24 protein-coding genes and 1 other annotated feature are annotated in these 23,377 nt (G+C 59.9%); of the genes, 19 read left to right on the top strand and 5 right to left on the bottom strand.

All coding sequences use genetic code 11. From position 1 onward, the window contains the following. Nucleotides 1–2: 2 nt before the first annotated feature. Nucleotides 3–905, top strand: coding sequence for a 2-hydroxyacid dehydrogenase (locus tag PAF20_RS03635; RefSeq protein ID WP_271072386.1), 903 nt, complete (start codon nucleotides 3–5; stop codon nucleotides 903–905). Here the strand turns inward: PAF20_RS03635 and PAF20_RS03630 are convergent. Both PAF20_RS03630 and PAF20_RS03625 read right to left on the bottom strand, forming a co-directional pair. Then, on the bottom strand, nucleotides 902–1,669 hold the full coding sequence (locus PAF20_RS03630; RefSeq protein ID WP_271072385.1) for an SseB family protein: 768 nt from the start codon (nucleotides 1,667–1,669) through the stop codon (nucleotides 902–904). The two genes, PAF20_RS03635 and PAF20_RS03630, sit on opposite strands and share 4 nt — an antisense overlap. Next, nucleotides 1,656–2,255, bottom strand: coding sequence for a uracil-DNA glycosylase family protein (locus tag PAF20_RS03625; RefSeq protein ID WP_271072384.1), 600 nt, complete (start codon nucleotides 2,253–2,255; stop codon nucleotides 1,656–1,658). The genes PAF20_RS03630 and PAF20_RS03625 overlap by 14 nt, the downstream gene beginning before the upstream one ends. A gap of 186 nt (nucleotides 2,256–2,441) precedes the next feature. Between PAF20_RS03625 and PAF20_RS03620 the strand changes: the two genes are divergently transcribed. The 4 genes from PAF20_RS03620 to PAF20_RS03605 are packed head-to-tail and all read left to right on the top strand — an operon-like array spanning nucleotide 2,442 to nucleotide 6,964. Beyond that, nucleotides 2,442–3,095: an ABC transporter ATP-binding protein gene (locus PAF20_RS03620; RefSeq protein ID WP_271072383.1), complete on the top strand. Its 654-nt coding sequence runs from the start codon at nucleotides 2,442–2,444 to the stop codon at nucleotides 3,093–3,095. After that, nucleotides 3,079–4,785 (top strand): KpsE/RkpR family capsule polysaccharide export protein, encoded by a 1,707-nt coding sequence (locus PAF20_RS03615; RefSeq protein WP_271072382.1) that lies wholly within the window; start codon nucleotides 3,079–3,081, stop codon nucleotides 4,783–4,785. Before PAF20_RS03620 ends, PAF20_RS03615 begins: the two co-directional genes overlap by 17 nt. After that, nucleotides 4,782–5,618 (top strand): 3-deoxy-8-phosphooctulonate synthase, encoded by an 837-nt coding sequence (gene kdsA / locus PAF20_RS03610; protein WP_271072381.1) that lies wholly within the window; start codon nucleotides 4,782–4,784, stop codon nucleotides 5,616–5,618. Before PAF20_RS03615 ends, kdsA begins: the two co-directional genes overlap by 4 nt. After that, on the top strand, nucleotides 5,618–6,964 hold the full coding sequence (locus PAF20_RS03605) for a mechanosensitive ion channel family protein (RefSeq protein ID WP_271072379.1): 1,347 nt from the start codon (nucleotides 5,618–5,620) through the stop codon (nucleotides 6,962–6,964). The genes kdsA and PAF20_RS03605 overlap by 1 nt, the downstream gene beginning before the upstream one ends. Before the next feature lie 6 nt (nucleotides 6,965–6,970). On the opposite strand, the gene arsC is transcribed toward PAF20_RS03605, so the two are convergent. After that, nucleotides 6,971–7,318 carry an arsenate reductase (glutaredoxin) gene (arsC, locus tag PAF20_RS03600; RefSeq protein WP_271072378.1) on the bottom strand — a complete coding sequence of 116 codons (348 nt, stop codon included), beginning with the start codon at nucleotides 7,316–7,318 and terminating at the stop codon, nucleotides 6,971–6,973. Nucleotides 7,319–7,403: 85 nt separating this feature from the next. On the opposite strand from arsC, the gene PAF20_RS03595 reads away from it, so the two are divergent. After that, nucleotides 7,404–7,760 carry an SUF system Fe-S cluster assembly protein gene (locus PAF20_RS03595; protein ID WP_271072377.1) on the top strand — a complete coding sequence of 119 codons (357 nt, stop codon included), beginning with the start codon at nucleotides 7,404–7,406 and terminating at the stop codon, nucleotides 7,758–7,760. Between the two features lie 77 nt (nucleotides 7,761–7,837). Here PAF20_RS03595 and PAF20_RS03590 read toward each other — a convergent pair whose 3' ends face one another. Further along, nucleotides 7,838–8,041, bottom strand: a complete 204-nt coding sequence (locus PAF20_RS03590; RefSeq protein ID WP_271072376.1) for a SlyX family protein — start codon at nucleotides 8,039–8,041, stop codon at nucleotides 7,838–7,840. Between the two features lie 47 nt (nucleotides 8,042–8,088). Between PAF20_RS03590 and hisS the strand changes: the two genes are divergently transcribed. Genes hisS through hisG form a run of 3 tightly spaced genes read left to right on the top strand, consistent with a single transcriptional unit; the run spans nucleotide 8,089 to nucleotide 11,296 of the window. Next, the gene (hisS, locus tag PAF20_RS03585; protein ID WP_271073245.1) at nucleotides 8,089–9,576 is read left to right on the top strand and encodes a histidine--tRNA ligase; all 1,488 of its coding nucleotides are present in this window, start codon (nucleotides 8,089–8,091) and stop codon (nucleotides 9,574–9,576) included. After that, nucleotides 9,570–10,631 carry an ATP phosphoribosyltransferase regulatory subunit gene (locus PAF20_RS03580; protein WP_271072375.1) on the top strand — a complete coding sequence of 354 codons (1,062 nt, stop codon included), beginning with the start codon at nucleotides 9,570–9,572 and terminating at the stop codon, nucleotides 10,629–10,631. The genes hisS and PAF20_RS03580 overlap by 7 nt, the downstream gene beginning before the upstream one ends. Beyond that, nucleotides 10,625–11,296: an ATP phosphoribosyltransferase gene (gene hisG, locus PAF20_RS03575; protein WP_271072374.1), complete on the top strand. Its 672-nt coding sequence runs from the start codon at nucleotides 10,625–10,627 to the stop codon at nucleotides 11,294–11,296. The genes PAF20_RS03580 and hisG overlap by 7 nt, the downstream gene beginning before the upstream one ends. 49 nt (nucleotides 11,297–11,345) lie before the next feature. Here hisG and proS read toward each other — a convergent pair whose 3' ends face one another. Continuing rightward, nucleotides 11,346–12,698 (bottom strand): proline--tRNA ligase, encoded by a 1,353-nt coding sequence (gene proS, locus PAF20_RS03570; protein ID WP_271072373.1) that lies wholly within the window; start codon nucleotides 12,696–12,698, stop codon nucleotides 11,346–11,348. A gap of 184 nt (nucleotides 12,699–12,882) precedes the next feature. Continuing rightward, nucleotides 12,883–12,940: a sequence feature (sul1 is cis-regulatory element that is thought to sense ions involved in sulfur or methionine metabolism; They are found in Alphaproteobacteria), on the top strand. Between the two features lie 67 nt (nucleotides 12,941–13,007). On the opposite strand from proS, the gene PAF20_RS03565 reads away from it, so the two are divergent. The 10 genes from PAF20_RS03565 to PAF20_RS03520 all read left to right on the top strand — a co-directional run bounded on the left by PAF20_RS03565 (nucleotide 13,008) and on the right by PAF20_RS03520 (nucleotide 23,367). Beyond that, the gene (locus PAF20_RS03565; protein WP_271072372.1) at nucleotides 13,008–14,498 is read left to right on the top strand and encodes a SulP family inorganic anion transporter; all 1,491 of its coding nucleotides are present in this window, start codon (nucleotides 13,008–13,010) and stop codon (nucleotides 14,496–14,498) included. Nucleotides 14,499–14,509: 11 nt separating this feature from the next. Further along, nucleotides 14,510–15,373 (top strand): universal stress protein, encoded by an 864-nt coding sequence (locus PAF20_RS03560; protein WP_271072371.1) that lies wholly within the window; start codon nucleotides 14,510–14,512, stop codon nucleotides 15,371–15,373. A gap of 79 nt (nucleotides 15,374–15,452) precedes the next feature. Then, on the top strand, nucleotides 15,453–16,472 hold the full coding sequence (gene arsB / locus PAF20_RS03555; RefSeq protein ID WP_271072370.1) for an ACR3 family arsenite efflux transporter: 1,020 nt from the start codon (nucleotides 15,453–15,455) through the stop codon (nucleotides 16,470–16,472). Between the two features lie 83 nt (nucleotides 16,473–16,555). Further along, nucleotides 16,556–17,398, top strand: a complete 843-nt coding sequence (locus PAF20_RS03550; protein WP_271072369.1) for a metalloregulator ArsR/SmtB family transcription factor — start codon at nucleotides 16,556–16,558, stop codon at nucleotides 17,396–17,398. Between the two features lie 2 nt (nucleotides 17,399–17,400). Then, nucleotides 17,401–18,408, top strand: coding sequence for an ArsJ-associated glyceraldehyde-3-phosphate dehydrogenase (locus PAF20_RS03545; RefSeq protein ID WP_271072368.1), 1,008 nt, complete (start codon nucleotides 17,401–17,403; stop codon nucleotides 18,406–18,408). Then, nucleotides 18,405–19,670 carry an organoarsenical effux MFS transporter ArsJ gene (gene arsJ / locus PAF20_RS03540; RefSeq protein ID WP_271072367.1) on the top strand — a complete coding sequence of 422 codons (1,266 nt, stop codon included), beginning with the start codon at nucleotides 18,405–18,407 and terminating at the stop codon, nucleotides 19,668–19,670. The genes PAF20_RS03545 and arsJ overlap by 4 nt, the downstream gene beginning before the upstream one ends. 235 nt (nucleotides 19,671–19,905) lie before the next feature. Next, on the top strand, nucleotides 19,906–20,955 hold the full coding sequence (locus tag PAF20_RS03535) for a transporter substrate-binding protein (protein WP_271072366.1): 1,050 nt from the start codon (nucleotides 19,906–19,908) through the stop codon (nucleotides 20,953–20,955). Continuing rightward, nucleotides 20,952–21,548, top strand: a complete 597-nt coding sequence (locus tag PAF20_RS03530) for an ANTAR domain-containing response regulator (RefSeq protein WP_271072365.1) — start codon at nucleotides 20,952–20,954, stop codon at nucleotides 21,546–21,548. The genes PAF20_RS03535 and PAF20_RS03530 overlap by 4 nt, the downstream gene beginning before the upstream one ends. Further along, nucleotides 21,545–22,447 (top strand): ABC transporter permease, encoded by a 903-nt coding sequence (locus tag PAF20_RS03525; protein ID WP_434802937.1) that lies wholly within the window; start codon nucleotides 21,545–21,547, stop codon nucleotides 22,445–22,447. The genes PAF20_RS03530 and PAF20_RS03525 overlap by 4 nt, the downstream gene beginning before the upstream one ends. Beyond that, nucleotides 22,447–23,367 carry an ABC transporter permease gene (locus PAF20_RS03520; protein WP_271072364.1) on the top strand — a complete coding sequence of 307 codons (921 nt, stop codon included), beginning with the start codon at nucleotides 22,447–22,449 and terminating at the stop codon, nucleotides 23,365–23,367. Before PAF20_RS03525 ends, PAF20_RS03520 begins: the two co-directional genes overlap by 1 nt. Nucleotides 23,368–23,377 lie beyond the last annotated feature (10 nt).

Raw genomic sequence — 23,377 nt, 5'->3', positions numbered from 1 at the left:
CGATGCGCGTTCTCTTTTCCGCACCCGACTGGGACCGCTGGCAAGGCCCGCTGGCAGCAGCCTGCCCTGAGGCGGAATTTCTGCTGAAGGGCGATCCGGAAGGCTTTGACGCGATCATCTATGCGCCGGGGGGCGAGATCGAGGATCTCAGCCCATACCGCAATGCAAAACTCGTGCAGAGCCTCTGGGCCGGTGTCGAGCGTATCGTGACCAACCGGACGCTGACCCAGCCGCTTGCCCGCATGGTTGATCCCGGTCTGGAACAGGGCATGGTGGAATACTGCTGCGGCTGGGTTCTGCGTATGCATTTGGGGATGGACAACTACGCACAGGACGGGATCTGGCGAAACGATATCGTTCCCCCATTGGCGCATCAGCGGCAGGTCACAGTGCTGGGGGCCGGTGCGTTGGGTAAGGCCGTCGCCCGCGCTCTGCATGGTCTGGGCTTCGATGTTGCGACCTGGTCGGCTTCCGGACGTGGTGCAGACGGTATCACCGCTTACTCGGGTGACGAACTGCGACAGGCACTGACACGCGCTGAAATCGTCGTGATACTGTTACCAGACACAGCAGAGACACAGAATCTGATGGACAGCGACAGGCTTGCCATGCTGCCGAAGGGTGCCGCGATCGTCAATCCGGGCCGTGGTACGCTGATTGACGACGAAGCCCTACTGGCAGCACTGGATAGCGGTCAGGTTCGCCACGCTGTTCTGGATGTTTTCCGGACGGAACCATTGCCGCCGGACCATCCTTTTTGGAGCAATTCGTCCGTTACGGTCACGCCGCATATCGCGTCAGAGACAAGGGCCGACACGGCTGCCAAGGTGGTTGCGGAGAATCTGCGGCGTGTGATGCGTGGTGAAGAACCGCTCTTCCTCGTCGACAGGGACAAGGGTTACTAGAAGCGCAGGATCGGTGGCTTGTCCGGATCGCTGCCCGGTGCGGTCGGCCCGCGTTGCGCGACTTGCGGCGCCTCGCTTTTCTCAACCCGAAGGATCAAGGCTGCATCCGGTAAAGGCAGGTCAAATGCGACATCGCAACTTTCCGGCAGTGGCGGAAGAAACGCCAGCAATTCGCCGAGTGCCTTGGCAACCAAGGAACGTTTTCCCTCATCAACGCCGGAAAGCACCAGCAGGTGCCCTGCTGCACCGTCCGGCCACTGCGCCGATACAAGTGCCGCTGTCTCTGCAATGTCCTCCATATCGGCGAGACGCGTCGCCAGCGGCTCTGCCAATGCAGCCACCATCGGCGCGGATGGTGCCGCCAGCCTTGCCGGCTCTGCTTGCTCCTCTGCCGGTGCCTGGGACAGGGCAGCGGCCAGCCAGCCCAGGACCGAGGGCTCCAGCAGCATTTCCGAAGCCGCACCGGGATTAACCATTAAAGAGACATCCTCGGCGGCCAGCATCGCCGCCAACGCCCGGCCGGGCATCGCAACATGTCCGGTTGGCGCATCGAAAAACGCTGCGACGCGGTCCTCTTCATCGGCAGCAATGGCAAGCCTGCCCTGAGGCAGATCGAAAAGGCGAATCCTGACACGATCACCCACCGGATCGGCATCGAGTGCCACGAAAAGTTCGGTATCCCCCAACCGGTTCAGAACGCGGGCACGCTGCGCGTCTGGCAGCTCATGGAAAGGTGAAGGGCAAAGGTTATCAAGCGGGGTCATCAAGTACCTCATGCACACGGGACCGCAACTCGGGCAGCAAATCGCGTTCAAACCAGTCGTTGCGCTTGAGCCATCCGGTATTACGCCACGACGGATGAGGCAAGGGAAACACTTCGGGAGCGTTGTCGCGCCATCCAGCCACAGCGTCAGAGACCGGAATCCGTTTACGAAGATGCCAGCGTTGCGCGTAAGCACCGATGAGAAGGGTGAGCCGGGGTTTCAAAACCGCCATAACCTGATCGCGCCAAGTGGCAGCGCAAATCGCAGGCGGCGCCAGATCAGAGCCTTTGGCATCGTAGCCGGGAAAACAAAACGCCATCGGTACAATCGCTACCTTGGTTTTGTCATAGAACTGTTCCGGCCCGATACCCATCCAGTCCCGAAGCCGTCGGCCCGATGCGTCGTCGAATGGCTTACCGCTTTCGTGCACGCGCAACCCCGGCGCCTGCCCTACGATAAGGAGGCGCGCGGACGGTTCGAACCAGACAACAGGGCGCGGTCTGTGCCCGGTGGCTGTCGCCGCAAACCGCTCGGCGCAAATTCTGCACATGGCGATCTTTTCACGAAGGCAATCCGCATTGGTCATGATGCCAAACCATTCAGGTCGAAACAGGTTCTGAAGCTTTTCATAAACATTTGATAAATCACGTCATAAGGGATTGGTGGACTTCGGCCAACGGAGAACGTAACTTGCGCGTGTCCTGGTCCCATCGGGTCGGGATCAGTGACAATATGCGATCTGGCCGACGCGCCGGTTGCCGGGTAAGCGGTGATGTTGGAATTCGACAATGTGTCAAAATCGTTCTGGACGGGAACGCAGCGCAAGGTGATCCTCGACCAGGCCTCTTTCCGGGTCGAACTCGGACGATCACTGGGTATTCTTGCACCGAACGGAACCGGCAAAACCACGATCATCAATATGATGTGTGGTCTGGAAAAGCCTGATGAAGGGATCATTCGACGCGATTGCAGGGTATCTTTTCCGCTGGGCTTCATGGGTGGCGTCGTCTCCAACCAAAGCGCCAACGAGAACGCGCGGTTCATTGCCCGCATATACGGCCTGGACCCGGATTATGTCGCTGCTTTCACGCGTTGGCTGACCGATATTGATGAATATTTTGATATGCCTGTCGGCACTTATTCGTCCGGAATGCGTCAACGTTTCGTATTTTCCTTGTTGCTTTCGCTGGAATTCGACATTTACCTGATTGATGAAGGCATGCCGACGGCCACCGATGTGGAATTCAACCGAAAAGCCGGTCAGGTCCTGACCGAGCGGCTGAAGAATTCGACTGTCGTGATCGTATCGCATCAGGCAGATGTGCTGGAGAAATTCTGCCGGGAAGCCGCCGTTCTGCGCGACGGCCGACTTTACATGTTCGAAACGCTGGACGAGGCGAAACAATACTATGACTACACCGCCTAAGGTGCGAATTTACCGGCGCAAACGCAGCGAGGCCGTACTCGGTGTGCAGGAAGGCGCCGGACGTGAAGCCGCAGATGCAGCAGAAATCGCAAGGCGCGCCGCAGCAAATAGTGACAATGCTCAGGATAAAACCCGTGCGGCCATGCAGCCTGACACCGGGGCAACGACGCCCACCGGTGACAGTCTTGAAGATCGGATCAAGGCCGTCAGGGCAGAGGGGCTCACCGGTCGGCAATTGCGCCTTGCCCGACGAATCGCAGCGATGCATGGAATCGACGTAGACAGCGACGAAGCCGCCGTCATTGTTCTGCGCGAGCGTAACATAGACCCCTTCCACCGTTCATCGCTCAGCCGCGTCGTGGCGCGTGCCGGCGCAGCAGAGGTCGCAGCGCGTAACAGTCGAACCTCTGAGGACACCGGAAATCAGATCGCGCTTCGTCGCGAACCAAGCGTACCGGGACCATCGCAGCAACTTGGACAAATCACTCCGGCACAAATTCCCGGCAAAAGGCCCGATCTGCCCTCTCGCGAGGCGCTGACCGAAGAAAGGCGTGCGGCGGAAATCTATCGGATCCAGCGTGATATTGCGCGCCGGCGCCGCATCAAGCGGTTCTGGCTGGCGGTTCGCCTGCTGATCATGGTCGTGATTCCAACAGCGATCGCGGGATGGTATTACTTCACCGTCGCCACGCCGCTGTATGAAACCAAGTCGCAGTTCCTGATCCAGCAAGCCGATTCCGCGGCCGTTGCTTCTGGCAACTCGATCCTCAGCGGGTTGCAATTGAACCCGGATTCCGTCGCCGTTCAAAGCAATCTGACATCGAAAAACGCCATGTTACGGCTGGATGAAGAACTGGGCTTCAAATCCGCGTTTCAGGACCCGTCGATCGATCCTTTGCTGCGCTTGCCGGCGGATGCAAGCGATGACGACGTTTTCAAGACCTACAAGAACATGGTCAAAGTCGGCTATGATCCGACAGAAGGCGTGCTGGATATGACCGTCATCGCCCCCGACCCCGCCTTGAGCGAGGAGTTTGCCCTTGCGCTGATCAGCTATGCCGAGGAGATGGTCGACGACATGACATCGCGTGTCCGCTCTGACCAGATGGAGGGTGCGCAGCAAAACTATGAGGCGGCCGAGCAACGTGTCCGGGACGCGCAGGATGCGGTGCAGGACCTGCAGCAACAGCTTGGGGTGCTTGACGCGGATTCAGAAAGTTCGCTGGTCATGAGCCAGATTGGCCAACTGCAATCGCAGCTGACAGAAAAACGACTGGAACTCGCACAGTTGCAGTCCAACCCTCAGCCAAATGCCAGCCGCGTGGCGGGCGTTGAGGGTGATATTGAAAGGCTCAGTGAACTGATCGCTCAAAGCCGCGCTCAACTGACCGAAGGCAGTGAAACGCGCGGGTCGCTTGCGCAGATCAGTGGTCGCCTGCGTATTGCAGAAGCCGATCTGGCGACGCGACAGCAATTGCTGGCATCCGCAGCTGAACAGCTTGAGCTGGCCCGGATTGAGGCCAATAAGCAAGTCCGTTACCTTTCGCTTTCGGTATCACCTGTCGTGCCCAGCGATCCTTCGTACCCTAAGGCCCTCTCGAATACGATCGTGGCATTTCTTATCTTTGGGGGGATCTATCTGATGCTGTCTCTGACGGCTTCCATCTTGCGCGAACAGGTATCCACATGAAACATGTCCAGATCCGCGACATCACTTGCGGCAACGATCAGCCGCTGACACTTATCGCCGGTCCGTGCCAGCTTGAAACGCTGGACCACGCGCTGATGATTGCAGAGGTGATGGCAAAGGCCTGTGCCGATCATGGCGCGGGCTATGTTTTCAAGGCCAGCTACGACAAGGCAAACCGCACCTCTCTGAAGGGCGAGCGCGGCATTGGCATGGATAAGGGTCTGCGTATGTTGGAGGAGGTGCGCAATCAGATCGGCTGTCCCATTCTGACCGACATTCATGACCCGGAGCAGGCAAAAACCGCTGGCTCTGTCGTCGACGTCATCCAGATTCCGGCATTTTTGTCGCGACAGACCGATTTGCTTTTGGCCGCAGGGGAATCCGGTGCGGTCGTCAACATCAAGAAAGGTCAGTTTCTAGCGCCCTGGGATATGCCCAACGTGGCTGACAAAGTCGCATCGACAGGGAATGAAAAGATCTTGCTGACCGAGCGCGGCGTGAGCTTTGGCTATAATACGCTTGTCTCGGATATGCGCTCGCTGCCGATCATGGCGCAGACGGGCTATCCGGTGATCATGGATGCCACCCACTCCGTTGCCCAGCCGGGCGGCCAGGGTGCGAGTTCCGGCGGGCAGCGGGAGTTCGCGCCGGTGCTGGCGCGCGCCGCCGTCTCTCTGGGCGTCGCCGGTGTGTTCATCGAAACCCATGAGGACCCGGATAACGCGCCGTCGGACGGGCCGAACATGATCCGGCTGGATGATATGCCCGCGCTTGTCGCCAGCCTCATGCGCTTTGATGCCCTGGCGAAATCTGACCCGATTTCGGTCGCTTGATGCGTCTGTTTGCGCTTCTTCTGGCGGTTATGCTGGCGTTTGCGCCTGTATCATCGCCCGCACAGGAAGCCGCGCAACCAGCGGGCACAATCACTGTCGCGGCCAATGCAGAATCCGATTCTGCCATCGGGGATCGTATCCGCGCCATATTGTCAGAGCTTGAAGGCTACGGCGATGTCAGCGTGACGGTCGAATCCGGCATTGTCCGGCTGGAGGGGACAGCACTTGATGGCGCCGCTGTCGACCGGCTGGACCGGCTGGTCGCCCGCGTTGACGGCGTGGTCGAGATTGAAAACCGGGTCATGGAAAACACCGATCTTGGCGCGCGGCTGGCGCCGGTCGCAGAACGTTTCCGTGACCGATTTTTCCAAACCATCGCCTTTGCGCCGCTGCTTGCCGTTGCATTGGTTTCCGCGCTGCTGATCGGCTGGCTTGGGGGTGTCATTGCGCGACTGCGTCAACCTTGGGACCGTATCGCCCCGAATCCATTCATCGCAGAAATTCTGCGCACTGCCATCCGGCTCGCGTTCTGGCTGGCTGCCATCATCATGGCACTGGATATCCTGGGTGCCACCGCACTGCTTGGCACCTTCCTCGGTGCCGCGGGGATCATCGGTATCGCGCTTGGTTTCGCGGTACGCGACACGGTGGAAAACTTCATTGCATCCGTCATGCTGTCGCTGCGCCAGCCGTTCAGGCCGAACGATCTTGTTGAAATCGAGGGCAATACCGGCCGCGTCATACGTTTGACCAGCCGTGCCACGACGCTTCTTTCGCTTGACGGCAATCACATTCGTATCCCGAACGCGGCCGTCTTCAAGGCCGTGATCACGAATTTCACCCGCCATCCCGAACGGCGTTTCACCTTCGATCTCGGAGTCGACGCAGAGTCCGATCTGGGCAAGGTCCGGGAGCTTGGGCTATCGACGCTGCAAACGCTCGACTTCGTTTTGACCGCGCCAGAACCTGCCGTATGGGTTCAGGAAATCGGTGACTCTAACGTGCTCATGCGGTTCAGCGGATGGGTGACGCAGCAAGGGACGGAATTCAACAAAGCGCGGGGCGAAGCAATTCGGATCGTCAAAGAAGCGCTTGAGACTGCAGGCTATGGCCTGCCCGAGCCGATCTATCGTGTGAACCTGAACGAAATGCCCTCATTCGTGGATACGGGCCAACCCGGCCCCGACGAGCCGCAAAAAACGATCGCAGCAAGGCCAGAGCCGCCAATGCAGGGCCCCACTGCGCCTGTCGATATCAAACCAGACGAGGCTTTTGAGCGGATGGTGGAACAGGGCAAGGATGATGGCGAGGCCAACCTTCTGTCGGAAGACGCTCCGCAGGAATAGCTCGGATCAGATCACGTCATCCAGCACACTCATCGGCCGAACCAGACGCGTTGCCTTGGGGCCGCTGACAATCGGCCGGTTCAGCAGGATCGGATTCGCTTCCAACGCATCAAGCAATTGCTCATCATCCAGACGCTCATCGCCCAGGCCAAGTTCCTCATAGGGGGTGTTTTTCTGGCGTAACAATCCGCGCACGCCCAGCCCGCTGTCCAAGGCAAGCTGCCGCAACTGATCACGTGACAAAGGTGCTTTCTGGTAGTCGATCACCGTCGGCTCCACACCGCGCTCTCGGATCGCTGCCAAAACGTTTCGCGAAGTCGAGCATCTCGGGTTATGATAGATCGTCACGGACATCGTCTTTACCTCATTCGGCCGCACTGGGACTGGAAGCGGGGGCAGTTGTGCCATATATATTATGCGACATTACGGGAAGACGCGCATGGACGACAATCTTCAGGAAGGCGAACCGCTGATTCGCCCTTCGACCACGGAACACAAGCTTTACGATCAGGTCGTAGAGGCGTGCCGGACCGTCTATGACCCCGAGATTCCGGTGAATATCTACGATCTCGGCCTGATCTACACCCTTGCGATATCGGATGAGGGCAAGGTGGATGTGATCATGACCCTGACCGCGCCGGGCTGCCCCGTGGCGGGTGAAATGCCGGGCTGGGTCGCCGATGCGGTTGAGGCCGTGCCCGGCGTTCGTGAGGTCGACGTCGAGATGACCTTCCAGCCGCAATGGGGCATGGACATGATGTCCGAAGAAGCACGGCTGGAACTGGGCTTTATCTGAGTGCGGATGCGTCCGAAACCATCCGCCATCTGAATCCTGTCCAGCGGTGCCAGAACCAACAGCCGCTGCCTGCTGCCTCACCAGTGAGGTGGCCGTTGATCGGCCAGCGGGATAGAACTACCATCCGCGACCTCACGCTCTGCCTCTCTCTCAAGCAGCATCCCGACGCGGGATTTCAGGCGGACAATCTCCTGTTCCTGCCGCGCGACAATGTCTGACAGTTCTTCCACCATACGCGTCAGATGCGCGATGCCTTCTTCCAGCGGCTGTAACTTGTCCATTCCATTCATCTCCGCTAAGTCCGCATCCGAGAATGGAGACAGGTTCCATGGCCAAGGACAAGAAGAAAAATCCCCGCCCCAAAGCCGAGACGCCCAAGGGCTTCCGCGACTATTTCGGCGCGGATGTGACCGAACGCAAGCAGATGTTGGACCGTATTGCAGAGGTCTATCATCTGCACGGCTTCGATCCGCTTGAAACCTCGGCGGTTGAGACGGTCGAGGCGCTTGGAAAATTCCTGCCCGATGTGGACCGGCCCAATGCAGGCGTTTTCGCCTGGCAGGAAGAGGACGTCCCGGGCGGCGGGCGCGGCGACTGGATGGCGCTGCGCTATGATCTGACGGCCCCGCTGGCCCGCGTCGCGGCGCAATATCGCAACGATCTTCCCTCACCCTATCGCCGCTATGCGATGGGCCCGGTCTGGCGCAATGAAAAGCCCGGTCCGGGGCGCTTCCGGCAGTTTTATCAATGTGATGCCGATACGGTCGGCAGCGCCTCTGTCGCGGCAGATGCCGAGATCTGCGCCATGCTGGCTGACGCGCTTGAAGCCGCCGGAATCGAGCGCGGCGACTACATCGTACGGATCAACAACCGCAAGATTTTGAATGGCGTTCTTGAGGCCGCGGAGATCGGCGAAGACAAGGCCGATGACGTGCTGCGCCAGATTGACAAGTTCGACAAGGTCGGTGAGCTCGGCGTTCGCCAATTGCTGACCACCGGACGCAAGGATGACAGCGGGGCGGAAATCGACGGTGTCGGCCTGACCGATCAGCAGGCCACGTCGGTGCTGGCCTTCCTGACATCCAAGGCCAGCGATAACACGGCGACCCTGAATAACCTGCGTGCCGCGGTCGGTGCATCGCAAATCGGGATCGAAGGCGTCGACGAGCTGTCCCAGATCGCGGCGCTGATGAGCGGGCTCGGCATTGGTGAAGACCGTGCCGTTATCGACCCCTCTATCGTGCGCGGCCTCGGCTACTACACAGGACCTGTGTTCGAAGCGGAACTGACCTTCGAAATCCTCGACGAGAAGGGGCGCAAACGCCAGTTCGGCAGCGTCGCGGGCGGCGGGCGCTATGACGGCCTGGTAGAGCGCTTTACCGGCCAGAAGGTCCCGGCGACGGGGCTGTCAATCGGCGTTGACCGTCTGCTGGCCGCATTGCGCGCCAAGGGTCTGGCCGGAACGCAGGCCGATGGTCCCGTCGTCATCACGGTCATGGATCGTGATCGAATGTCCGATTACCACGCCATGGCGGCAGAGCTTCGCCACGCTGGCATTCGGGCGGAGGTCTATCTCGGCAACCCGAAGAACTTCGGGAACCAGTTGAAATACGCCGACAAGCGTCAGTCGCCGATTGCTGTCATTCAGGGCGGCGACGAAGCGGAACGTGATGTCGTTCAGATCAAGGACCTGATCCTCGGCGCCAAGCTCGCCTCGGAAGTCAGCCATGAGGAATGGAAATCACAGCCCGCCCAGACGGAGGTTCCGCGCGGCAACCTCGTCGCGGCCGTCCGCGAGATGCTGGCCAGATGGTAAACAAATCGGCAAAGCAGGCCATCGGTCAAAGGCTGCTTTCGGCCTTCCGGGACGCCGGCGCGGTTGAGGTCGCACCCGATATCCTGCTGGATGCGGCAACCCTGCTGGATCTGTATGGCGAGGATATCCGTGCGCGGGCCTATGTCACCAGCGACCCGGTCCGTGGCGAAGTGGCCCTTCGCCCCGATTTCACCGTGCCGGTCGTTCGTATGCATATGCAGGAAGGGGCGGAACCCGCGCGCTACTGCTATCTGGGCGAGGTATTCCGCAAACAGGACCACGGCGAAACCCGCCCCGAAAACCCACGGGAGAATGAATATCTGCAGGCCGGGTTCGAGATATTCGCCCACGAACCTTCCGCTGATGCCGAGGTCTTCGCCCTGTTTCATCGCTTGCTGTCCCCCTATGGCCTGCAAGCCACGATGGGTGATATGGATATTCTTCTTGACGCCGTTCGCGCCTTACCCGTGTCGCAGGCGCGACGCGACGCCCTGCTGCACCACATCTGGCGCCCTATCCGCTTCTCACGCCTGATGGCGCGTTTCTCTGCCCCCGCGGAATACCGCCACCTGCCAGAGGTCACGGCCCCCTGGAACGGGCTTAGGACAGGAACCGAAATGGAAACGCGGATCGCAACGCTGAAGGCCGAAGCGCGCGAAACGCCCCTGCCCGCCGAATGGAGTGACCGGCTGACGCGCCTTTTCAGCGTCGATGCTCCGGCACCCGATGCCTTGGACGCTTTGCGCCAGTTGACCGAAGAAATCCCCGCCATCTCCGATGCAGTAGACCGTCTGGCACAGCGGCTGGATCAGCTGGAAAAGCGGGACATCGACCCGACGACAATCCGGTTTGCGGCCAGCCATGGTCGCGAAACGATGGAATATTACGACGGCATGACCTTCACCTTCACCGCCGAACAAACCGACTGGCCCCCGGTCGCCTCGGGCGGCCGCTATGACGCACTGACCGCACAGCTGGGCGCGGGCCGGGCCATCCCGGCCGTCGGAGGCATCATCCGTCCGGGCCTGCTGGCAGAGATGGAGGACGCATGCTGAAGCTTGCTGTCCCCTCCAAGGGTCGCCTGATGGATGATACGTTTCGCTGGTTCGGCGAACGCGGCATCACCTTGTCACGCAGCGGATCGGATCGCGAATATGCCGGTCGCGTCGAGGGCGCGGATCTGACTTTGGCGCTGCTGTCGGCAAGCGAAATTCCCCGCGAACTCGCCTCCGGACGCATAGATCTGGGGGTAACGGGCTCTGATCTCGTGCGCGAAAAACTCGCCGGCTGGCGCTCCGATGTGTATGAGGTCGCAACCCTTGGCTTTGGACATGCCGATCTTGTCCTCGCCGTTCCTGCCTGCTGGCGGGATTGCGAAAACCTCGATGATTTCGCCGCAATCACCCGGCAATTCCGCGGGACACATGGCTTCCGGCTGCGCATCGCGACCAAGTACCACCGCCTCGTGCGCGCCTTCCTGTCGGAAAACGAAGTGGCGGATTACCAGCTTGTCGACAGTCAGGGCGCCACCGAAGGGACCGTCGCGAACCTCACCGCGGAAGCAATCGCCGATATTACCAGCAGCGGGGAAACCCTGCGCGCCAACCACCTGAAGATATTGCCTGACGCGATGATCCACTCCAGCCAGGCAACGCTGTTTGCTGCCGCAAAGGCCGACAGCGAACAGGTGCGCAAACTGGCCGCGCAACTGTCACTCTAAACGTCTTTGGTGTCCAAATACCTCGGGGTCCGGGGCAGCGCCCCGGTCCTCAGTTGCCCGCGTCAAAGATGGGCTGATAGATATTTTCCAGACGCGCGATGGCGTCGGTGGGCGACAGCTCTTCGGATTCGCCGGTTTTGCGTGACGTCAGTTCAACCTTGTTTGACTGCAACCCACGCGGTCCGACCGTGATCCGCCAGGGCAGGCCGATCAGGTCCATCGTCGCGAACTTGGCGCCCGCGCGTTCGTCGCGATCGTCATAGAGAACGTCGAAACCTTTCGATTTCAGGTCCCGATACATCGCCTCGCAAGCCGAATCGACCGAAGAATCACCCTGCTTCAGGTTCACGATGCCAACATGGAAAGGGGTCACGCCTTCAGGCCAGACGATCCCTTTTTCGTCATGGCTTGCCTCGATAATGGCGCCGACAAGACGGCTGACGCCGATGCCGTGGCTGCCCATATGAACCGGCGTCCGTTGCCCATCCGGTCCGACGACCGTTGCCCCCATCGGTTCCGAATACTTGGTGCCGAAATAGAAGATCTGCCCGACCTCGATACCGCGGGCCGTGCGGCGGCGCTCTTCGGGAACCTGATTGAACGCGGCTTCGTCATGTGTCTCATCCGTTCGCGCGTAGCGGGACGTAAACTCTTCCAGCACGGCGCGGCATTCCTCGACGCTGTCATAATCGATCTCGCGGTCGCCGAATTTCAGATCGGTGATCTCGCTGTCATAGAAAACTTCGGACTCTCCGGTCTCGGCCAGCACGAGGAATTCATGCGTGTCATCCCCGCCAATCGGACCGCTGTCAGCCCGCATCGGAATGGCCTGAAGGCCCATGCGTTCATAGGTGCGCAGATAGGTCACCAGATGCCGGTTATAGGCGTGGAGCGCATCTTCCTTGGTCAGGTCGAAGTTGTAGCCATCCTTCATCAGGAACTCACGCCCGCGCATCACGCCGAAGCGCGGGCGGACCTCGTCGCGGAACTTCCACTGGATGTGATACAGCGTCAGCGGCAGGTCCTTATAGCTGTTCACATGCGACCGGAAGATGTCCGTAATCATCTCTTCATTGGTCGGGCCATACAGCATGTCACGCTTGTGGCGATCGGTGATACGCAGCAATTCCTCGCCATAGGCATCATAGCGGCCGCTCTCGCGCCACAGATCCGCCGATTGCAGGGTCGGCATCAGCACAGGGATATGCCCGGCGCGCTGCTGTTCCTCATGCACGATCTGTTCGATGCGGCGCAGCACCTTTTGGCCCAGCGGCAACCACGAATAGATCCCCGCCGCCTGCTGCTTGACCATCCCGGCACGCAGCATCAACCGGTGGCTGACGATCTGGGCCTCTTTAGGGTCCTCTTTGAGAACGGGCAGGAAATAACGCGAAAGACGCATGGGCGTGCCTTTATCAGCTGGGTTTCCGGGACGGTTATCCGAAAGCCGTGCGCGGGGCAAGAATGTCAACCGTCGATACCGGGCCAGATGCGCATGTCGCCGTCATGCCAGCGTTGTCCGTCCACTTTGCCCGCGCAGCATCTTGGATTCCGGCCGAAAGGCATGTAAATGCCGCATCAGCGAACATGGACCTGGGTGAGATTCCCGGGTGGCTCTTCCGGCCGCCTATCCGCCGGACAACCTGAACTGAAAATCAGATCAAACCCCGATACGCGGACATTTTAGCCCCGGTCGAGCAGGAAAATTCGCATGATCTCACCCGAAATCTATCGCAGGCAATGGTTTGGCAATGTGCGAGCCGATCTGCTTGCCGGTCTTGTCGTGGCGCTTGCCCTTATCCCAGAGGCGATTGCCTTCTCGATTATAGCGGGTGTCGACCCGAAGGTCGGGCTCTATGCAAGCTTTTCCATCGCGGTTCTGATCGCGTTTGTCGGTGGACGGCCCGGCATGATCTCTGCCGCAACTGCGGCCACAGCGGTGCTGATGGTGACCCTCGTGCGCGATTACGGTCTGCAATACCTGCTGGCAGCAACCGTGCTTGCCGGTCTGATACAGATCGGCGCGGGGCTGCTGAAGCTTGGCTTTGTCATGCGCTACGTTTCGAAATCAGTGATGACCGGCTTTGTGAACGCGCTTGCCATTCTGATCTTCATGGCGCAGTTGCCAGAGCTTGACCCGGCCAATGTCGGTTGGCTGACCTACGTGCTTGTCGCCGCAGGGCTTGCGATCATCTATCTGTTTCCGCTGATAACCAAGGCAGTCCCGTCGCCACTCATCACCATCGTCATACTGACGACACTGACGCTGATCTTCGGCTGGGATGTGCGCACCGTTGGCGACATGGGCGCCCTGCCCGATGCTCTGCCGGTGTTTCTGATCCCCGACATCCCGCTGACATTTGAAACCCTGATGATCATTCTGCCCTACTCCGTGGCCGTGGCTGTCGTCGGGCTTCTGGAAAGCCTTATGACGCAGAATATCGTGGACGATCTGACAGACACCCGGTCCGACCGCGATCAGGAATGCGTCGGTCAGGGTATCGCCAATACCGCCACGGCTTTCATTGGCGGCATGGCAGGCTGCGCCATGATCGGGCAGTCGATCATCAATGTGAAATCGGGTGGCCGCGGTCGCCTGTCCACCTTCACCGCGGGCTTCGTGCTGCTGATCCTTGTGGTTTTCCTTGGCGATTGGGTTGCGCGCATTCCGATGCCCGCCCTTGTCGCGATCATGATCATGGTATCGGTCGGAACTTTTTCGTGGTCGTCGATCAAGAACCTGAAAACCCATCCCCGTTCATCCTCCATCGTCATGATCGCGACGGTGGTGACCGTGGTCTACACCCATAACCTCGCCATCGGCGTGCTGGTTGGCGTGCTGCTCTCGGGCATTTTCTTCGCCGCGAAAATCGCGCAGCTGTTCAGCGTAAGCTCTACCATTTCCAGTGATGGGCGCGCGCGCACGTACATTGTCGAGGGACAGCTTTTCTATGGCTCGGTCGAGGATTTCATGAACGCCTTTGACTTCAAAGAGGCGTTGGACCGGGTCGTCATTGATGTCAGCCGTGCGCATATCTGGGACATTTCTTCGGTTCAGGCGCTCGACACGGCAGTCATGAAGTTTCGCCGGGACGGTGCCGAGGTCGAAATTGTCGGCATGAACGCAGCCTCGGAAACCATTGTCGACAAGCTTGCAATCCATGACAAGCCGGGCGCGATGGATAAGCTTGTGGCGCATTAAGGGGGGAAGCAATGTCGGATGAACCAAAGAAGATCGTCGCGCTTGTTGACGGATCTGTCTACTCTGCCAGCGTGTGCCAGTATGCTGCGTGGCTGTCGGGCCGGACATCTGCGCCGGTGGAACTGATCCACGTCCTTGGCCGGAGAGAGGTCGCCGCGACGGACGATCATTCCGGGGCGATTGCATTGGGCGCCCGCAGCGCACTTCTGGAAAAGCTGGCCAGCCTCGATGCGGAACGTGCCAAGCTTATTGGCCAGCGGGGCCGCGCGGTGCTGGACGACGCGCGGCAGATTGTGGAACAGGCCGGGCTTTCCGATATAACCACGCGTTTGCGGCACGGTGATCTTCTGGAAACCGTTGCAGCCGCAGAGCCAGATGCAAGGGCCATCATCATCGGAAAGCGCGGCGAGGCGGCAGATTTCGCGAAGGGCCACCTGGGATCGAATCTGGAACGTATCGTTCGCGCGACCCGCAAGCCGGTTCTGGTCGCGTCCCGCTCTTTCCGGGCGGTATCAAAGGTTCTCGTCGCTTATGACGGTGGGGAATCCGCCAGAAAAGTGCTGGATCACATCGCCACAAGCCCGACCTTCAAGGGTCTGAGCCTTCATCTGGTGACGGTCGGTTCCGAAAACGCGGACGTAAAGGCGGCACTGACCGAAGCGGCCGCGGCCCTGAAAGCCGCCGGTCTGGAAGCCGAGACGCTGATCGTGCCGGGACAGCCGGAAACCGCACTGGCGAAGCTGGTGGATGAGGCGGGATATGACATGCTGATGATGGGCGCCTATGGCCATTCGCGTATACGCAGCCTGATCATCGGATCGACAACGACTGCGATGATCCGTTCGTGCAAGGTGCCGGTGGTCCTGATGCGCTGAACAAGTTAGCTGATGCAGCAGCAGTGCTGTCGGCCAGCTTAAGCAGCGCAAAGGGCGCCGGTCAGATGAGGGAAAGATTGTGAGCATATTCGAGCGGTGGCTGACGCTGTGGGTCGCGATTTGCATCCTTGTGGGTTTGGTGCTGGGTAACATCTGGCCCAGCCTGTTCGGCGCGTTGGCCCGACTTGAGTTCGCCTCGGTCAATCTTGTCGTCGCGGTCCTCATCTGGGCAATGGTCTATCCGATGATGATCGCCATCGACTTCGGGTCGCTGAAGGATGTGGGAAAACGACCGAAGGGGCTCGTCATCACGCTGATCGTAAACTGGCTGATCAAACCGTTCAGCATGGCAGCTCTCGGCATCTTGTTTTTCAACCATGTATTCGCTGCCTTGATAGACCCCGCGAAAGCGCCCGAATATATCGCCGGTCTGATCCTGCTGGGGGCAGCACCCTGCACCGCGATGGTGTTCGTCTGGTCGCAACTGACCAAGGGCGATGCCAACTACACGCTGGTACAGGTCTCGGTAAACGATCTGATAATGGTGCTGGCCTATGCCCCTATCGTGGCGCTGCTTCTTGGTGTCACCGATATCTCCGTGCCCTGGCAAACGCTGATCCTCTCGGTCTTGCTGTATATCGTCATTCCCCTGATCGCGGGCGCATTGACGCGTCGCCGATTGCTGGCAGACGGGGGGCCCGATGCAGTCGCCAGCTTTACCCAACGCATTAAGCCTGCATCGATTCTCGGGCTATTGCTGACGGTTGTTCTGCTTTTCGGCTTTCAGGGGCAGGTGATCCTTGCGCAGCCTCTGCTCATCGTCATGATTGCCGTTCCGATCCTGATCCAGTCCTACGGTATCTTCGCCTTGGCATATGCTTGGGCATGGGCGTGGCGCGTGCCCCACAAGATTGCCGCGCCATGCGCGCTTATCGGCACATCCAACTTCTTCGAGCTGGCAGTTGCCGTTGCGATCGGCATGTTTGGCCTCAACTCCGGCGCGGCACTTGCGACGGTCGTGGGCGTTCTGGTTGAGGTGCCGGTCATGCTGTCCCTCGTCGCTTTCGCAAATCGCACCAGAGAGAAATTTCCGGCCTGACCGCCCACGCGCTGAGCGCTCGGTCGTCAAAACGTCGTAAAAACTTCACTGTCATATTTCCATAATTCCTGTATTTAGGAATTATGGAAAACGAAAAAGCCTCTCTCGCCTTCTCAACACTTGGCCACCCCGGTCGGCTGTCGGTATTTCGGTTGCTCATGCGCTTCACCCCGAAAGGGGCGCGACCGACCGAGATTGCTCAGGCTCTGGGGTTGAAGCCCAACACCCTGTCGCATCACCTGTCTGACCTGACCTCCGCCGGTCTGGTCAGAGCCACGCGGCAGGGCCGCTCGCTGCTTTACGCGGTAAATCTGGACACGACCGAAGGCCTCATTGGCTATCTGGCAATTGATGTCGGGCGGGCCCGACCGGACCTGCTGGCATCGCTTTCCGCGACATCGAAGGAGAACCCGAAAATGGAAAACAAAATCTGGAACGTCCTGTTCATCTGCTCGGGCAACTCCGCCCGCTCACTTTTTGCCGAGGCGCTTCTGCGCGACCTGGGTAAAGGTAAGTTCAACGCCTTTTCCGCCGGCACCCATCCCAGCACTGGCCCGAACCCCTTTGCGTTGGAGGTTCTGAAGCGGAACGGACACGATACGACGGAACTCCGCTCAAAGGATGTGAAAGAGTACCAGCAAAGCGACGCCCCGGTGATGGATTTCGTGTTTACCGTCTGCGACACATCGGCCGCCGAAGAATGCCCGCCCTGGCCCGGCCAGCCGATCACCGGCCATTGGGGCCTGCCCGACCCGGTGAAGGCGCAGGGAACGGATGCCGAGAAAGCACTGACCTTCGCGCAGACCTATGGCGCTTTGCGGCACCGCATTTCTACCTTTGTGGAATTGCCAATCGCCAGCCTGGACCGGCTGTCATTGCAAAGCCGCGTCGATGAAATCGGCACCGAAGCTGATGAGAAAGCCTGAGCATGACACGAATAGCGCTCAACGGCCTAGGCCGGATCGGCAAGCTGGTCCTGCGTGACCTGATCGACAGCGGCGCGGGCGGCGAGATCGTCCTGCTGAACGATCCTGCCGGCGATGCCGAACAACACGCTTTGCTGATGGAATTTGACAGTGTGCATGGTCGCTGGCAGACGCCTGTATCTGCGACCGACGACGGGTTGATGTTGAACGGAAAGAGCGTTCGGCTGACGCATGAAAAGGCGATTGATGCCCTTCCCCTGACAGAGCTTGGGGTCGACCTCGTGATAGATTGCACCGGCGTTTTCAAGACCGCTGCAAAGGTTGCACCCTACTATGCGGCTGGCGTGAAAAAGGTGGTCGTCAGCGCGCCCGTCAAGGATGGCGGTGCGCTGAACCTTGTCTATGGCGTGAACCATCACCTTTACGACGGCTCGCAGAACCTCGTGACTGCTGCATCCTGCACGACGAACTGTCTTGCGCCGGTGGTCAAGGTCATCCACGAAAATATCGGCATTCGTCACGGCTCCATCACGACGATCCATGATGTGACCAATACCCAGACCATCGTCGACCGTCCGGCCAAGGATATGCGGCGTGCACGCTCTGCCCTGACCAATCTGATCCCGACGACAACAGGTTCCGCCACGGCGATCACGCTTATCTATCCGGAACTGAAAGGCAGGCTGAACGGACATGCCGTGAGGGTGCCTTTGCTGAACGCGTCATTGACCGACTGCGTTTTCGAGGTCGAGCGCGAAACCACCGTCGAAGAGGTCAACGCCTTGTTCAAGGCCGCATCTGAAGACCCGTTGAAGGGTATTCTCGGCTTCGAAACGCGGCCGCTGGTATCGGGCGACTTCACCAATGATCGCCGCTCATCCATCATTGATGGCCCTTCGACGATGGTGGTCAATGGCACGCAGGTAAAGATCTACGCCTGGTATGATAACGAGTGGGGCTATGCCTGCCGCCTGGCCGATATCACCCGCATGATTGCGGGGTCGTTGTGAACAATACCGCTGCTGCCCCGAACCCCTTGCGCGCCTATGCGGCGGTGACTGCCGCCTATTGGGCCTTCATGCTGTCCGATGGCGCATTGCGGATGCTTGTACTGCTGCATTTCAACAGCCTTGGATTTTCGCCCGTTCAGCTGGCGTGGTTGTTCCTGCTGTATGAAGTCGCAGGAATTGTGACCAACCTTGCCGCTGGTTGGCTGGCCGCCCGCTTCGGCCTGGCTGCGACATTGTATAGCGGCCTTGCACTTCAGATCGGGGCGCTTATCGCGCTGTCGCAGCTTGACCCTACATGGTCGATCGCTGCCTCTGTCACCTTCGTCATGGCGGTTCAGGGTGTCTCTGGCGTGGCCAAGGATCTTGCCAAGATGTCCTCGAAATCGGCGGTCAAGCTTCTGGCGCCTTCTGAAGATGGCGGGCTGTTTCGCTGGGTTGCAGCGCTGACCGGGTCAAAGAACGCCATCAAGGGGCTGGGTTTTTTCCTTGGCGCAGCGCTGCTGGCGCTTGCCGGCTTTCACGCCGCCGTTCTGGGTATGGCAGCGATATTGGCGGCGATCCTGACGGCGGTCATCCTGTTTCTGCCTGCGGGGCTTCCCGGCCGCATGAAGTCGGCGGAAAAATGGTCGGGATGGCGGTCGCGCGATGTCCGAGTAAACCGACTGAGCCTTGCGCGCATGTTCCTTTTCGGCGCAAGGGACGTCTGGTTCGTCGTCGGCATTCCGATCTATTTTCACTCCGTCCTGTCCGATGGCTCGGCAGAGGGGCGGCGCGAGGCGTTCTTTCTTGTCGGCGGCTTCATGGCGCTGTGGATCATCGCCTATGGCGCGGTTCAGGCTTTCGCACCGCGAATTCTGGGCGGCAGCAGCCAGCCTGAACAGGCCGTTGTCGGGAAGGCAATCCTATGGGCGGCCATGCTCGTCCCGATACCATTTGCCCTTGCCGTCGCAGCACTTATCGCGGACGGTCCCGCCCCGTGGCTGACCGCATTGCTGATCGTCGGGCTGCTACTGTTCGGCTTTGTGTTCGCGGTAAACTCTTCCGTTCACTCCTACCTCATCCTCGCATTCGGTTCGGCTGCGCGGATCACCCGCGATGTCGGCTTCTACTACATGGCGAACGCAGCGGGCCGTCTGGTTGGAACGCTGCTATCGGGCCTCAGCTATCAGATCGGGGGGCTGCCGCTGTGTCTTGCAACGGCGGGCGCGATGGCTCTTGCAAGCTGGTTGGCGATCCGAAAACTGCGCGATGAAGCAGCTTGACCGTTATACCGGCCCCGCTCTTATGACAGGTGGCGGTTGACGGCGCACCGACTGCCAAAGAACAGGGCAAGCGCGGAATCCGGCCGTTTTCTGGCATCCTGAACGCAGAACACTCTTGACCAGCGACCGTGTGATCCGCAATCGTTAGGGAAATTGCGTGACGCGAACGGCATCAGGGCCCCTCATCCGCCTTCGGCGGAGTGGGGCCTTTTTCGTTTGCCGTAGGGGAGGTTACATGAAACGACGGATCGAAATCGGTATTCTGCTGTCCCGCACAGGCGGCTACGCGGCAATTTCGAATGCCAGTTTCACCGGCGCAATGAACGCGATACGCAAAGTGAATGAGGATCCCGCATTCGCTATCGAACTTTCCCCGGTCGTGCGTGACCCGGAAGGTCAGATCGACCTATATGCTCCACAATGCAAAAGCATCCTGAAAGACAGCACTGCGCGACACATCCTTGGTTGTGTCACATCGTGGAGCCGTAAGGAAGTTCTGCCGGTGCTGGAACGCGCCGACGCGACGCTTTGGTATGCAGTCCCCTATGAAGGGTTCGAGGCATCGGATCATGTCGTCTACATGCACGCCTGTCCGAACCAGCATTTGCTGCCTTTGCTGGACTGGGCCATGCCGCGCTTCGGCAAAAGGATGCACCTTGTCGCGTCAAACTATATCTGGGGATGGGAGATCAACCGGCTGGCCAGAGAGGTTGTCACGACGTCCGGCGGCGAAATCACCGGCGAGCGGCATCTTTCGCTTGGTGAGACGGGCGTCGAGGACATGGTCGATGAGATCATCGAGATCCGGCCTGACTTCATCATGAACTCTCTGATCGGGCCGTCGCAATATTCATTCGTCAAGGCGCTGAAGGCGCGTATGCCGGGCCTGCCGATCCTGTCGTGCAATCTGACCGAATGCGAATTACCCCTGATGGGCGAGGCCGCCGATGGTTTGATCGCAGCAGGGCCCTATTTCCATGCACCGGGTCTCGATTTTGCCAATTCACATGAGGCAGCGGCCTATGCCTCGACCATGGAAATGGCCCGCCTTTTCCACGCGCATCCGGGCGGTGAAAACCTGCCGCTTGCCGACCTTCTGGCACTGGATAACGGCGCGGGGCCGATAGACGCACAAACACATCACACGGCACTGCCCGCACTGATTGCCAAGGCGGAAGGCGGTCGTTTCGTTGTTCAGCAAAGCTTGCCCGCCAGACCCGGCGACCCCTATCTGACCCGACCAGAGCGACATCATCGTCGGCCCAGCCTTCGGATCGTGACATGAGCGGGCGCGTCCGCATTCTTGATCTGGCAGGGGCAAGGGCCGCCATCCTGCACCGCCCCCACGGCAATGTCTCGGCCATTGAAAGGCAGCTTCGCGCGATTGGCCTTTCCGTCGAATCCCACTGGCCAGAACTGCCACCGGACCTTTCCGTCGATTTTCTGTTTTTCGACGTCGATATGGGTTTTGACACGCAGTTTGCATGGAAGCCGGGGGAAAGTCCGATGCCCATGATCGCGTTGATCGGCTCGGAAGCGCCTGGCCGGATCGAATGGTCGCTGTCGCATGGCGCCCATGCGCAATTGTTGAAGCCGGTCGGTGATAATGGGGTCTATTCGGCGCTGCTGATCGCCCGTGCCGCGTTCGAGGCTCATCACCGCTCTGCCAGCAGGATTGAAGAGTTGAGGGAACGGCTGTCTGCCCGCGAAACCGTCGTGCGTGCCGTCATGGCCCTGATGGCGCAGGGTATGAGCGACGAGGTCGCATTTGCCAGCCTGCGCCGCATGGCAACCGACCGCCGGGAAAGCTTCGAGGCCGCGGCGGCGCGGATCATCGCCCGCCATGACCACCCCAAAAGCAACGGAAGCGGTTCATGACTGATACCACCACGCCGATGACTCCCGCCCCATTTGCGCCACCGGTCGAACGCGGCGCATTCGCAAGGCTGCTGCGCCGGCCGCTTGCTGTACTGGGGCTGCTGCTGATCCTTGTGATCGTCGGTGCGGCCATCGCGGCACCGTGGCTCGCAAGCTATCCGCCGGATCAGCAGAATTTCGACGGGCTGACGCTGGAAGGCGCGCCGATGCCGCCGGGCGGACCGTGGCTGATGGGGACTGATCTGCTGGGCCGCGACTTGTTTTCGCGACTGCTTTATGGGGCGCGGACCTCGCTGATTATCGGGATCATCGCAAACGGAATTGCGGTTGGGCTTGGCACCGTGGTCGGGCTTACGGCGGGATGGGTGCGTGGATGGGTCGGCACGGTACTGATGCGCTTCACCGATCTCATGATGGCGTTCCCTGCCCTGCTGCTGGCGATTTGCCTTGCCGCGATCTTCCGGCCTTCGCTTTGGATCGTGGCGCTTGTCATCGCGATGGTGAACTGGGTTCAGACCGCCCGCGTCGTTTACACCGAAACAACCGCTCTTACCGAACGCGACTTTATCGCGGCAGAGCGCACCTTGGGCGCATCGGGTGCACGCATCTTGTGGCACCATCTGCTGCCGCATCTGTGGCCGACGATCATCGTCTGGGCAACGCTGGGGATTTCAACCACCGTGCTGCTGGAAGCGACGCTGTCCTATCTGGGTGTGGGTGTTCAGCCACCGACACCAAGTTGGGGAAATATCATCTTCGAGAACCAGACCTATTTTCAATCAGCGCCCTGGCTGGTCTTTATACCCGGCGCCGCGATTCTGCTGCTGGCACTTGCCTTCAATCTGGTCGGCGATGCACTTCGCGAAGTCCTCGACCCGACGCAAAGGGGGCGGCGCTGATGGCAGCTTATCTGATCCGGCGCCTTTTTCAGTCCGCGCTGATCCTGCTGGGCGTCAGCGTGATCACCTTTCTGCTGCTTTATATCCTGCCTGCCGATCCGGTGCGTCAGATCGCCGGACGCTCTGCCACGCCCGAGGTGGTAGAGAACATCCGCCGCCAGCTTGGCCTCGATCAGCCGGTCTGGGTGCAATATGGCAATTACCTGTGGGGTCTGCTGCATGGCGATATGGGTCGCAGTTATCTGCAAAGGTCAGAGGTCGCGAGCCTGATCGCCGCCCGCCTGCCCGCGACTCTGCAACTGATGCTGGGTGCCATTTTGGCCGAACTGCTGATCGGTCTTACCCTTGGCGTGGTGGCCGCGCTGAACCGGGGGAAACCGCTGGACACCTCGCTCATGGTGGTCAGCTTTACCGCCGTTTCCGCGCCGCAGTTTGTGGTCGCGCTGCTGCTGCTTTACGTCTTTGCGGTCAAGCTGGGCTGGTTCCCGATCGGCGGCTACGGAACGCTTTCGCATTTGGTGCTCCCCTCTGTCACCATGGGGATCATGGGCGCGGGCTGGTACAGCCGGATGATGCGGTCCTCCATGCTGGACGTGCTTCGCGCCGATTACATTCGCACCGCCCGCGCCAAGGGCCTTGGCCGCGCCCGCGTCGTCCTGCGCCATGCCCTGCCCAATGCGATCCTGCCTGTTATCGCCATGATCGGCATGGATATAGGCATCTTCATGGGCGGTGTCGTCGTCGTCGAAAGCGTCTTTGGCTGGCCAGGCATCGGTCAGCTTGCCTGGCAGGCGATCCAGCGGGTCGACATCCCGATCATCATGGGCGTCACCATCACCTCGGCCGTGGCCATCGTACTGGGCAACCTGCTGGCCGATCTCATCACCCCATTCATAGATCCGCGCATCAAGCTGCGGTAACAACAGGAGA

It is taken from the genome of Paracoccus albus, assembly GCF_027913035.1.
Taxonomy (GTDB): domain Bacteria; phylum Pseudomonadota; class Alphaproteobacteria; order Rhodobacterales; family Rhodobacteraceae; genus Paracoccus; species Paracoccus albus.
The sequence above is the reverse complement of the archived record's forward strand: the minus strand, read 5'-3'. Positions and strand labels throughout refer to the sequence as shown.